Origin of the sequence: Halomonas stenophila (assembly GCF_014192275.1) — a bacterium.
GTDB lineage: Bacteria > Pseudomonadota > Gammaproteobacteria > Pseudomonadales > Halomonadaceae > Halomonas > Halomonas stenophila.
This window is the reverse complement of sequence record NZ_JACHXR010000006.1, coordinates 186633-198852: the sequence shown is the minus strand read 5'-3', so window position 1 is coordinate 198852 and position 12220 is coordinate 186633. Positions and strand designations below refer to the sequence as shown.

Sequence of the window (12220 nt, the reverse complement as noted above, 5' to 3'; positions counted from 1 at the left end):
GCCTGGTCAAGGGAACCACCCTTGACGGCGGCCGTCGCCTGGCCTGACGCCTGGTGAGACAGCAACGCCATCGGCGGACGATTGTTAACGCGCCCGCGCCATCAGGGGTCGCACCCGCGCGTCCATGTCGAGGCGGGCGCCGAGGCGCACCAGGTTCCAGTAGTGGCCGTTGAGGGTCCGCGACAGCAGCAGGGTCTCCGCCGGCGGCTGCAGCCGGTCCATGGCCGCCCAGACCCGGGGGCTGAGTTCGCGCAGGCGACGATGGACGCGCACGTCGCCGAAGTCCTGGGGACCGGGAGCGAACAGCGGCGCCACGGCCGCCGCCGCCTCCCGGTAGAGCGCCAGGGGAGCCCCCTCCCCCTGGCGACCGCCCAGGGCCCGCAGCGCCGAGTCCATGGCCAGGGGGTCGGCGGCCAGGGTGGCCTCGAGCAGCCGCAGCATGGCCACGAGACGCTCGCGGGGAACCGGGATCACCGCGCCCAGGTCGTAGATCACCAGCCGCCCCCGGTCGTCGGCGGCGAAGTTGCCGGCATGGGGATCGGCGTGCAGCTCCCCGTAGGTGAAGAGCTCCTCGGTGAGCCAGTCGGCCAGGGTGGTGGCGATGCGCTGGCGGGTGGCGTCGTCGCCGGCCTCCAGCTCCCGCAGCGGCGTGCCGGGCACGTAGCGCATGGCCAGCACCCGCGGTCCGCACAGCGCCGGCAGGGGCTCGGGGATCACCAGCGACGCGAGGTGGGCGTAGCGCGCCCGGTAGCGCGCCAGGGCCTCGGCCTCGGCGCGGTAATCGAGCTCGCCGCGCAGGCTGGCCGCCAGCTCCGCGAAGAGCGCGTCGAGGCGCGCCTGGGGCACTCGCAGCCAGCGACCCAGCCGCATCAGCCGGCGCAGCTGGACGAGATCGTCCTCCAGCAGCTGGTCGAGGCCGGGATACTGCACCTTGAGCACCAGGGGGTCGCCCTGCCGGGTGACCGCCCGGTGCACCTGCCCCATGGAGGCGCTGGCGAAGGGCCGGGGCTCGACGCTGGCGAAGACCTGGTCCAGGTCGTCGTACTGGGCGTCCAGGGTGCGACGGATCTCCGTCCAGGGCATCGGCTCGGCCTGGCGCTGCAGGCGGGCGAGCTCGTCGACCAGTTCGGCGGGCAGCAGGTCGTCCCACTGGGCCATGATCTGGGCCAGCTTCATGGCCGGCCCCTTGAGCTCGGAGAGGCCGTCGAACAGCGCCTCGCCCAGCGCCCGCCAGTCGCTCTGCCCGCCCAGGCGCATCTTCAGCACCGCCCCGCCGGTGCGGGTGCCGAGCCCCAGCAGGCGTCGTGTCCGACCGCGTTCACGCATGACATCGCCTCCGCCGGCAAGCATTACAAGGCTTGTACAAGTAGATGTCCAGGTTACACCTGGCGACCGCCACAGAATACTGTAAGAATTCCCATGACTCTCAACGGCCGCACGAGGTCCCATGCGCCTGATCATCGCCGAGAAACCCAGCCTGGCCCGCGCCATCGCCGACGCCCTGCCCGCGCCCAGCCGCCGCGAGGACGGCGCCCTGGTGGCCGGCGAGACCGTGGTCACCTGGTGCCTGGGCCACCTGCTGGAACAGGCTCCGCCCGATGCCTACGACCCGGCCTTCAAGCCCTGGCGGCTCGACCAACTGCCGATCCTGCCCGAGCGCTGGAAGCTCACCCCGCGCCCCAAGGCCCGCGGCCAGCTGGCGGTGATCCGCAAGCGGCTGAAGCAGGCCGGCGAGGTGGTGCATGCCGGCGACCCCGACCGCGAGGGCCAACTGCTGGTGCAGGAGGTCATCGAGCACCTGGGCTGGAAGGGGCCCGTCTCCCGACTGCTGATCAGCGACCTCAACGGCCCGGCGGTCAAGCGCGCCCTGTCCCGCCTGGAGGACAACGCCCGCTATGCGCCGCTCTACCGGGCCGCCCAGGCCCGGGCCCGGGCGGACTGGCTCTACGGCATCAACCTGACCCGGGCCTGGACGCTGATCGGCCGCCAGGCCGGTCACGACGGCGTGCTCTCGGTGGGCCGGGTGCAGACCCCGGTGCTCGGCCTGGTGGTTCGCCGCGACGGCGAGATCCGCGACTTCGAGCCACGCCCCTTTCATGTGCTGTGGGCCGACCTGGCGGTGGCCCGGGGCCAGCTGCGGGCCTGGTGGGTCCCGGGGGAGGCGCACCCCCTGGACGACCAGGGGCGGCTGCTCGCGCGGGCCCCCGCCGACGCCCTGGCCGCGCGCCTGCCGGGCGCCGAGGGCCGGCTGAGCCAGCTGGAGTGCCGCGACAAGCGCCAGGCCGCGCCGCTGCCCTACTCCCTCTCGGCACTGCAGGTGGATGCCGCCCGCCGTCACGGGCTCTCCGCCAAGGCGGTCCTGGACATATGCCAGCGCCTCTATGAGCGCCACCAGCTGATCACCTATCCCCGCTCCGACTGCCGCTACCTCCCGGAGGAGCATTGGGCGGGCGCCCGGGCGACCCTGGAGGGCGCCTGCGGCGGCGACGAGACCCTGCGCCGCTGGCTGGCCGGCGCGGACTTCTCGCGACGCTCCAGGGCCTGGAACGACCAGCGCGTCGGCGCCCACCACGCCCTGGCGCCCACCGGCAAGGCCGTCGACCCGAGCCGGCTGTCGGGCCAGGAGGCGGACGTCTTTCGCCTGATCGCCCGCAATGTCCTCGCCCAGTTCTATCCCGCCCTGTCGACCCGCGAGATCAAGGCCGAGTTCACCCTCCTCGGGGAATGCTTCCGCGCCCGGGGCCAGGAGGTGCTGGACGCCGGCTGGAAGCCGCTGTTCACCACCCGGGACGAGGCCCCGCCCCTGCCTCCCCTGAGCGAGGGCGAGGCGTGCCGCGTCGAGGATGTCGGCGTGGAGGACCGCGAGACGCGTCCCCCCGAGCCCTTCACCGACGCCAGCCTGATCAAGGCGATGATGAACATCGCCCGCTACGTGAATGACCCGGCGATCCGCCGTACCCTACGCGACTCCGACGGCCTGGGCACCGAGGCCACCCGGGCCGGCATCATCGAGACGCTGCTCGAGCGCGGCTACCTGGCCCGGGAGGGCAAGGCGCTGAGGGCCACCCGCCTGGGCAGCGCCCTGATCGCCTCGCTCCCCGAGGCGGTGGGGCGCCCCGAGCGCACCGCCCAGTGGGAACAGCGCCTGACGGCCATCGCCGAGGACGGCGACGCCCCGGCGCCCTTCCTCGATGGCCTGGTCGCGGACCTGCGCGGCCTGCTGGGATGCGCCGACGCCGATCGCATGCAGCGGGCCCTGGCCGAGGCCCGGGGCGTGGACGCCGGCTCCTCCCGGCGCGGCAAGGCACGGCGCAAGCCGGCCAGCCGGCAGGGACAGACCGGCAAGCGCCGCGGTGGCACCGGGCGCCCGCGGAGCAAGCGCCCATGAGCCACCAGTTGATCGTCGGCCCCGGGGCCCTGGGGCGCCTGCTGGCGTTGCACCTGGCCGGCCGGGAGCGGGTGACGCTGCTCGGCAGGCGTCCCCTCCCGCCCCGCCAGACGCTGACCACCCCGACGGGCGAGACCCGCACCCGCGAGCTCCCCTGCCTGACCCTCGATGCCCTCGATGAGGCGGTCGGCGCCGATATCTCGGCCGTCCACTTCACCACCAAGGCCTACGTCGCCGAGGCGGCCTTCGCTGCCGTCGCCCCCTGGCTGCCCCCGGACACGCCGCTGGTGCTCTGGCAGAACGGCTTTGGGATCCAGGCGACCCTGACCGAGCGCTGGACGGGGCCGGTGCTGTGCGCCACCACCACCGAGGGTGCCTACCTGCAGGGTGACGCGGGGGTGGTGCATGCCGGGCATGGCCACACCCTGGTCGGCCACCTCGGCGGCGGCCACGACGCGCTCGCCGCCGCGATGGCGACCCGGCTCGCCGCGGCCGGCCTGTCGGCCGCGGCGGTATCCGATATCCGTGTGCGACTCTGGCACAAGCTGGCGGTGAACGCCGCCATCAACCCCCTGGTGGCACGCTTTCGCATCCGCAACGGCCAGCTCCGCGATCGCCCCTTCCGGCCCATGGTCGACGCCGTGCTCGACGAGCTCGCCGCCGTGATGGCCGCCGAGGGCCTGCCGCCGCCCGCGGAGGGCCTGGCGGGCCTGGTCTGGGCGGTGGTGTCGGGCACCGCCAACAACCGCGCCTCGATGCTGCAGGACGTGCTGGCCGGCCGGCCCACCGAGCACGAGGCGATCCTCGGCCCGCTGCTGGCCGCCGGACACCGCCATGGCCTGGCCACCCCGCGGCTCGCCGACCTCTACCGCCACTTCGCCGAGCGCTGAGCGCCGCCTGGCGGCGGTCAGTGTCGCCTGCTAGTCTCAACAAGAATAATGAACGGATGGGTCAGCCGCCGGCAGGCCGGTCCCAAGGTCAAGGTATCCATGAACATCCAAGCGATATGGCGTCCCCTGGTGGTCGCCATAGCTGTGGTTGTCGCCGTCCCGGGCCTGGCCGCCGCCGAACGCCCGGCCTTCTCCGGACAGGCCACCGACCTCGCCCTCCTCGACAACGGCCTGAGCCTGCAGGGCGACGACGTCGACTCGCTCGACGGTGTCACCTCGGGCTTTCGCCTGACCGCCGGCTTCTCGCCTCCCGGGCTGCCCCGGCTCGACCTCGGCGCCGAGGTCAGCTATCGCGAGAGCGATGACGTGCCCGTCTCGGCGGATGGCCAGCAACGGATCCTCGACACCACCAGCCTGGGCGGCAGCCTGATGGCCGGCGTCCGCCTCGGCCGCGTCGGCCTCTATGCCAAGTCGGGGCTGGCGGGCTGGCAGGGCGAGGCCGTGACCGGCGTCGACGCGGCCGGCCCCGGCGGGGGCACGGCGCGAGTCAACGGCTTCGGCGCCCGGCTGCGCATGAACCGGGTGGTCAGCCGGCTGGAGTACGAGAGCTTCGATGATCCGATGCTCTCGCACCTCAACCTGATCACCGCCTCCGTCCATCTGCCCTTCTGAGCGATAAGCTTCCAGCTTCCGGGCGAGGCCCGGGCCTAGCCGGTGTTGCGCAGGCCGGCGGCGATACCCGCCATGGTCACCATCAGGGCCCGTGAGAGATCGGCGCTGATCGCCCCGTCGGCGTCGCGGTTACGCTGCAGGAGCTCGGCCTGGAGGCCGTGCAGGGGATCGATGTAGGGATTGCGCACCTCCACCGCCTGGCGGATCAGCGGCGTGCTCTCGAGCAATTCCTGCTGATCGAGGATCTGCAACACCCCCTCGTGGAGGCGACCGAAGCGCTCCCTCAGCCGGGCCCCCAAGGCCTCGAGGGCCGGCTCGTCCACCAGGCGGTTCTCGTAGTAGGTGGCGATGCCCACGTCGGCCTTGGCCAGCAGCATCTCCAGCATGTCCAGGTAGGTACCGAAGAAGGGCCAGCGGTTGCGCATCTCGCGCAGCACCTCGAGGCCGCCCTCCTCCTCGAGCCGCGTGGCGAAGGCCTCGCCACTGCCCAGCCAGGCCGGCAGCATCAGGCGAGTCTGGGTCCAGGCGAAGATCCAGGGAATGGCGCGCAGGGTTTCCACGCCACCGTCCTGGCGCCGCTTGGCCGGCCGCGACCCCAGGGGCAATCGCCCCAGGGCGCCTTCCGGGGTCACCGAGCGGAAATAGGGCACGAAATCGGGATCCTCGCGCACCACGCCGACATAGGCCCGATGGGCGATCTCGGCCAGCCGATCCATCTCCTCGCGCCAGGCCGGCTCGGGGGTCGGCGGCGGCAACAGCGAGGCCTCGAGCACCGCACAGGTATAGATCTCCATGGAGCGCAGGGCGATCTCGGGCTGACCGAACTTGAAGCGGATCATCTCCCCCTGCTCGGTCACCCTCAGGCTGCCGTTCACCGAGCCCGGCGGCTGGGAGAGGATGGCCGCGTGGGCGGGTCCCCCTCCACGGCCCACGGTGCCCCCGCGGCCGTGGAAGAGCGTCAGGTCGGCGCCATGCTGGCGGCACACCTCGACCAGCGCCTCCTGGGCCCGGTACTGGGCCCAGGCCGCGGCCAGCTGGCCGGCGTCCTTGGCGGAGTCCGAGTAGCCGATCATCACCTCCTGGCGGTCGCCGGCCAGGGCCCGATAGCCGGGCAGCGCCAGCAAGCGGTCGATAACGTCGCCGGCGCGGTTGAGGTCGTCGAGGGTCTCGAACAGCGGCGCGATGGGCAGGGTGACGTTGCCGCCGACCTCCTTCATCAGCAGCGCCACGGCCAGCACGTCGGAGGGCTGGGCGGCCATCGAGATGATGTAGGTGCCGAGCGCCTCGGCGTGCTCGGAGGCGATGACCCGGAAGGTCTCCAGGACCTCGCGGGTCTCCGCCGAGCACTCCCAGCGCCGCGGGATCAGCGGGCGCCGCGAGGCCAGCTCGTCGAGCAGGAAGGCCTGGCGCTGCGCCTCGCTCCAGTCGCGATAGTGGCCGAGGCCGAGCCCCTCGGTGAGCTCCTCCAGGGCCTGCTCGTGACGGCTGGCCTCCTGGCGCAGGTCGAGCTTGGTCAGGGTGACGCCGAACACCGCCACCCGACGCAGGGTGTCGAGCAGCACGCCATTGGCGATGGTGTCGAGGCCCACGTCGCACAGCGAGCGGTAGCAGGCCAACAGCGGGGCATAGAGCTGGTCGCGGGTCTCGATGATCGGGCCGCCATCGTAGTTCCTGCCGTCGAGCTGGGCCTTGGCCCAGTCCCGGGTGGCCTCGACCTTGGCCAGCAGCCGCTTGAGCAGCTCCCGATAGGGCTCGGCGACCTCCCCCACCTCGGCCTTCAGGGCGCTGTTGGCCTTCCACATCGACAGTTCGATCTTGAGCTGCTCGAGATCCCGGTGGTAGAGATCCGCCGCCATCCAGCGGCCCAGCAGCAGCACTTCCCGGGTCACCTCGGCGGTGACATTGGGGTTGCCGTCGCGGTCCCCGCCCATCCAGGAGGCGAAGCGCAGCGGGGCGGCATCCAGCGGCAGCCGCTCGCCGGCCGTCTCCAGCAGCAGGTTGTCCAGGTCGCGGTGGAAGTCGGGCACCGCCTGCCACAGGGAGTTCTCGATCACCGCAAAGCCCCACTTGGCCTCGTCCACCGGGGTCGGGCGCTCGTGGCGGATCTCATCGGTGTGCCAGGCCTGGCTGATCAGCTCCTCGAGGCGCCCCTGGGCCCGGGCGCCACGCTCGGGGTAGTCGGTGGAGGACTCGATGGCGGTCAGGCAGTCATCGATGGCGTCGTACTTCTGGATCAGGGTGCGGCGGATGACCTCGGTGGGATGCGCGGTCAGCACCAGCTCGACCCGCATGTTGGCCAGGGTCTCGACCAGCTTGCGCGGCGAGTGGCCCTCGCCCTGGGCGCGCTGGAGCAGTTCCCCGAGCACCGGCTGGGCGCCGGGCTTGTAGTCCTCGACCCGGCGAAAGCGGGCCCGGTAGTGCTGCTCGGCGATATTGGCCAGGTTGAGGAACTGGTTGAAGGCCCGGGTCACCGGCAGCAGGTCGCTGTCGGGCAGCCCGCGCAGGTAGTCGATCAGCTGGCGGCGACCGTCGGCCTCGCCCTGGCGACCCTGCTTGGCGAGCCCACGGATGGTCTCGATGCGGTCGACGAAGCCCTCGCCCAGCTCATCGGCGATGGTGCGCCCCAGGCTGTCGCCCAGGATGCGGACGTTGTCGCGTAGCGACTCGTGCAGGTCGTGACTCATGTCCGGGATTCTCCTTCCGAGCTTGTGGTGGGTGTGGTTTCCCGACGCTTGGCCGCCTGCCAGTGTTTTTCCATGCGCTCGAGGCCGGCCTCGGCGAGGGGCGTGCCCTCCCCGGCCAGGGCGGCTTCCACCTGGCGGAAGCGTCGTTCGAACTTGCCGTTGGTGGCGCGCAGGCAGCGCTCGGGGTCGGCCCCGAGGGTCCGGGCCAGGTTGACGGTGGCGAACAGCAGGTCGCCGACCTCCTCCGCGGCATGGTCCCGGTCCCCCGCGTCCAGCGCCGCCTCGACCTCGTCGAGCTCCTCGCGCAGCTTGGCGATGACGCCGCGGGTGTCGGGCCAGTCGAAGCCCACCCGGGCGGCCCGCTTGGACAGCTTGGCGGCGCGGGACAGGGCCGGCAGGGTGCGCGGGACATCATCCAGTACCGAGGCCGCGGCGCCGTCGGGGACCGAGCGGGCCGCTCGGGCATCGCGCTCCTCGGCCTTGAGCGTCTCCCAGCGGGAGTGGACCTGGCGGGTTTCCACCTCGGCGGCGCTCACCCCTTCGCGTCGCGAGGCCAGGGTGCCGTCGGGAAAGACATGGGGATGGCGGTGCAGCATCTTGGCGGTGAGGGTGTGCACCACGTCATGAAAGTCGAAGCGCTGCTCCTCGGCGGCGAACTGGCTGTAGTAGACCACCTGGAAGAGCAGGTCGCCAAGCTCGCCGGGCAGCTCCTCGAAGGCGCGCCGCTCGATGGCGTCCGCCACCTCGTAGGCTTCCTCCAGGGTGTGGGGGACGATGGTGTCCCAGTCCTGCCTGACGTCCCAGGGGCAGCCCCGCTCGGGGTCGCGCAGCACCGCCATCAGGGTCAGCAGGTCGTCGAGACCGTAGCGTCGCTCACTCATGCACGCTTGCTCCCGCGTTTCTTCTTGCCCTTGCCGCCGGCCCGCAGGCGACGCACCTCGATGACGTTGGGTAGCTGCTGGATGCGCGAGAACAGGCGTCCCAGGGTTTCCAGGCCATCCACCTCCAGGGTGATCGCCATGCGGGCGATGCCGTCGTCGGTGTCGGTCTGGGTGTTCACCGAGAGCACGTTGACCTTCTCGTGGCTGAGCACGCCGGTGACATCCCGCAGCAGGCCCGAGCGGTCCCAGGCCTGGATCTCGATATCCACCGGGTACTGGGTGCGGGCCCGTTCCCCCCACTCCACCTCGATCACCCGCTGGGGCTCGTCGAGGCGCAGCTGCAGGATGTTGGGGCAGTCCTCGCGGTGCACGGTGACCCCGCGGCCCTGGGTGATGAAGCCGACGATGGCCTCGCCGGGCACGGGGTGGCAGCAGTTGGCCATGCTGGTCTTGAGGTTGCCGACCCCGAGCACGGTGATATCGCCGCTGCTGCCCTTGCCGGCGGACTTGCGCGGCTTGGCCAGCAGCTTGTCGAGCTGCTCCTGGTCATCGGATTCGCCGAACAGTTGCTGGGCCTGGTGCAGCACCTGGCCGATGCGCAGGTCGCCGGCCCCGAGCGCCGCATACATGTCGTCGGGGCTGGCGTAGTTGACCTTGTTGGCGAGTCGCGTGAGGTCCATGTCCTCGACGTCGAGACGCTTCATCTCGCGCTCGAACAGGGCCCGCCCCTCATCGAGGTTGCGATCCCGGGCCTGGTGCTTGAACCAGGCCTGGATCTTGGCCCGGGCCCGAGAGGTGCAGACGTAGCCGAGGCTCGGGTTGAGCCAGTCGCGGCTCGGCCCGCTCTTGCTGGCGGTGAGGATCTCCACCTGCTGCCCGGTCTTGAGCCGATAGGTCAGCGGCACGATGCGCCCGTTGACCTTGGCACCACGGCAACGGTGGCCCACCTCGGTGTGCACCCGGTAGGCGAAGTCGATGGGGGTGGCCACCCGCGGCAGGTCGATGACGTGACCGTCCGGGGTGAACACGTAGATGCGGTCGGGGGCCACGTCGCTGGACAGCCCCTCGCGGATGTTGCCGAAGTCGCCGACCTCTTCCTGCCATTCCAGCACCTGACGCAGCCAGGCGATCTTCTCCTCGTAGCTGGCGCTGCGGGCACTGGTATCGTGGCCCTTGTAGCGCCAGTGGGCGCAGACGCCGAGCTCGGCCTCCTCGTGCATGGCGAAGGTGCGGATCTGGATCTCCAGCACCTTGCTCTCCGGGCCGAAGACCGCGGTGTGCAGCGACTGGTAGCCGTTCTTCTTGGGGTTGGCGATGTAGTCGTCGAACTCGTTGGGCACATGATGCCAGCGCGAATGCACGATACCGAGCACCGTGTAGCAGTCGCTGACCTCGGGGACCAGGATCCGCACCGCCCGGATGTCGTGGACCTGGGAGAAGTCGATGCGCTTGCGCTGCATCTTCCGCCAGATCGAGTAGATATGCTTGGCCCGACCGTCCACCTGGTAGCGACGGATGCCCTGGGCGTCCATCAGCGACTTCAGGGTCTCCACCACGTCGTGGATGTAGCGGTCGCGGTCGAGGCGCTTCTCGGCCAGTTGGCGGGCGATGGCCTTGTAGTCGTCCTCGTGGAGATAGCGGAAGGACAGGTCCTCCAGTTCCCACTTGAGATGGCCGATGCCCAGCCGGTGAGCCAGCGGGGCGTAGATGTCGAACACTTCGCGGGCCACCTGGAGGCATTTCTCGCGGGGGGCGTCGCGGACCTGGCGCAGCGCGCAGGTCCGCTCGGCGATCTTGATCAGGGCCACCCGCACATCGTCGATCATGTTGACCAGCATCTTGCGCAGGTTGTCCTGCTGGTCGTGCTGGATCAGGCCCTGGCTCGGCGTTTGGGAGGTGCTGATGGCGGCCATCTGCAGCACCCCGTCGATCAGGCCGGCGACTTCGGTGCCGAAGCGCTTGCCGACCTCTTCCAGGCCGATCAGCCCCTCGCGCACCGCGCGATACAGCACGGCGGCCTCGAGGGCCGGCTGGTCGAGGCGCAGCTCGCCGAGGATGTCCGCCATCTCCAGGCCCATGCGAAAGCTCGAGCCGTCCTTGAGCCAGGCCTTGTGGGGCCGCTCGGATTCCCGCTCCAGGCGCTGGGCCAGCTCGCAGGCGGTGCGCATCTCGTCCGGGGCGGGCAGCTTGACGTCTTCCTGCAGGCGCTCGACCCACTGCGCGATGTCGACCCGGCCATCCTCGGCCAACGGCTGGTCTTCCCGCACTTTAACCATCGGTTGTGGCTCCTTGGCGCGGCTGCCCGGCGTGGGGACTCTCGAGCAGCAGCATGGATTCCAGGTGGGCGGTATGGGCGAACATGTCGACCACCGCCCACCGGCTGACGACATAGCCGGCGCGCACGAGATGCGCCGCATCCCGGGCCAGGGTGGCCGGATCGCAGGAGACGTAGAGCACCCGCGGCACCGGGTGCCGTGCCAGCAGGCGGCAGGCCGTCTCGGCCCCGTCCCGGGGCGGATCGAGGACGACCGTGCCGGGCGCCGGATCCGCCAGCAGCGCTAGACAGGCGGCGCCGTCGTTGAGGTCCGCCTGGCGCGCCTTCACCGCGAGGCCGTTGCGACGGGCGTTGTCGGCCAGGCGCTCGACCATGGTCGGGCTGCCTTCCACGGCCCGCACCCGCGCCCCCTGCGCGGCCAACGGCAGGCTGAAGTTACCCACCCCGGCGAACAGGTCCAGCACCCGCTCCCCCTCGGCGAGGGGCGCCAGCCAGGCCAGGGCGGCGGCCACCATACGCTGGTTGACGGCCTCGTTGGCCTGCAGGAAGTCTCCCGGGGAGAAGGACAGGGTGACCTCTTGCGAGGCGACCCGCAAGCGACCGGCGAGCGCCGGGCGCGGGGTCAGCCACTCGAAGACCGGCGTCTCGCGCCCGACCCGGCGCGCCAGGTGCAGGCCGTGCGCCTCGGCGAAGGCTCGCCAGCGGGCGGTATCGGCGGCGTGGTCGCGCAGCTGGCGCACGACCAGGGTCACGCCGGCATCGCTGGCCAGAAGCTCCAGGTGCCCCACCCGGCGCGGGGCCTCCAGCGCCTCGACGAGCCGGCGAAGCGGTTCCGGCAGGGCCGACAGCGACGGCACCAGCACCGGGCAGGCCTCGATATCCACCAGCCGGTGGCTGTGACGAGCCCGGAAGCCCAGATGCACGTTGCCGTCGGCATCGACCTTGACGCCGAGCCGGGCGCGACGCCGATAGCCCTCCCCGGCATCGACCAGCAGCTCGGGCTCCCCCGCCGGGGCGATGCCCCGCCGCGCCAGCAGCTCGCGCAGCACCGCCTGCTTGTGGCGCCGCTGGCCTGCGAGGCTCAGGTGCTGGAGGTCACAGCCGCCGCACTGGGCGAAATGGGCGCAGGGTGGCGTGACCCGCTCCGGCGAGGCCTCGACCAGGGCCCGCACATGGGCCTCGTCGTAGCGCTGGCGGGTGCGGTGCACCGCGACCTCGACCCGTTCGCCGGGCAGCGCCCCCTCGACGAAGACGGTCTTGCCGGCCGCGGTCCGCGCCACGCCGCGGCCGTCATGGGCGAGGCCCTGGATGGTCAGGACCGTCTCCTCGCCACTCGCCGGGGGGGACGCGGGGGCCTCGCGGCGCCGTTCCTGGAGGCCGGACACGCCGGAGCGTGGCCGCGGGGGCCGTCGCTTGCCGAGAGCCGCCAC

Annotated in this window: 8 protein-coding genes; 3 read left to right on the top strand and 5 right to left on the bottom strand. The window is 71.6% G+C overall.

Annotation, left to right across the window (positions count from 1 at the left end):
• Positions 1 to 84: 84 nt before the first annotated feature.
• Positions 85 to 1326, bottom strand: a complete 1242-nt coding sequence (locus FHR97_RS12495) for an ABC1 kinase family protein (protein ID WP_183384141.1) — start codon at positions 1324 to 1326, stop codon at positions 85 to 87.
• A gap of 121 nt (positions 1327 to 1447) precedes the next feature.
• On the opposite strand from FHR97_RS12495, the gene FHR97_RS12490 reads away from it, so the two are divergent.
• The 3 genes from FHR97_RS12490 to FHR97_RS12480 all read left to right on the top strand — a co-directional run bounded on the left by FHR97_RS12490 (position 1448) and on the right by FHR97_RS12480 (position 4950).
• Positions 1448 to 3388, top strand: a complete 1941-nt coding sequence (locus FHR97_RS12490; protein WP_183384140.1) for a DNA topoisomerase III — start codon at positions 1448 to 1450, stop codon at positions 3386 to 3388.
• The gene (locus FHR97_RS12485) at positions 3385 to 4278 is read left to right on the top strand and encodes a ketopantoate reductase family protein (RefSeq protein WP_183384139.1); all 894 of its coding nucleotides are present in this window, start codon (positions 3385 to 3387) and stop codon (positions 4276 to 4278) included. Before FHR97_RS12490 ends, FHR97_RS12485 begins: the two co-directional genes overlap by 4 nt.
• A gap of 99 nt (positions 4279 to 4377) precedes the next feature.
• Positions 4378 to 4950 carry a hypothetical protein gene (locus tag FHR97_RS12480; protein WP_183384138.1) on the top strand — a complete coding sequence of 191 codons (573 nt, stop codon included), beginning with the start codon at positions 4378 to 4380 and terminating at the stop codon, positions 4948 to 4950.
• A gap of 35 nt (positions 4951 to 4985) precedes the next feature.
• On the opposite strand, the gene ppc is transcribed toward FHR97_RS12480, so the two are convergent.
• Genes ppc through rlmD form a run of 4 tightly spaced genes read right to left on the bottom strand, consistent with a single transcriptional unit; the run spans position 4986 to position 12220 of the window.
• Positions 4986 to 7634: a phosphoenolpyruvate carboxylase gene (gene ppc / locus FHR97_RS12475; protein WP_183384137.1), complete on the bottom strand. Its 2649-nt coding sequence runs from the start codon at positions 7632 to 7634 to the stop codon at positions 4986 to 4988.
• Positions 7631 to 8515, bottom strand: coding sequence for a nucleoside triphosphate pyrophosphohydrolase (gene mazG, locus FHR97_RS12470; protein WP_183384136.1), 885 nt, complete (start codon positions 8513 to 8515; stop codon positions 7631 to 7633). The genes ppc and mazG overlap by 4 nt, the downstream gene beginning before the upstream one ends.
• Positions 8512 to 10791 carry a GTP diphosphokinase gene (gene relA, locus FHR97_RS12465; RefSeq protein WP_183384135.1) on the bottom strand — a complete coding sequence of 760 codons (2280 nt, stop codon included), beginning with the start codon at positions 10789 to 10791 and terminating at the stop codon, positions 8512 to 8514. Before relA ends, mazG begins: the two co-directional genes overlap by 4 nt.
• Positions 10784 to 12220, bottom strand: coding sequence for a 23S rRNA (uracil(1939)-C(5))-methyltransferase RlmD (gene rlmD / locus FHR97_RS12460; RefSeq protein WP_183384134.1), 1437 nt, complete (start codon positions 12218 to 12220; stop codon positions 10784 to 10786). Before rlmD ends, relA begins: the two co-directional genes overlap by 8 nt.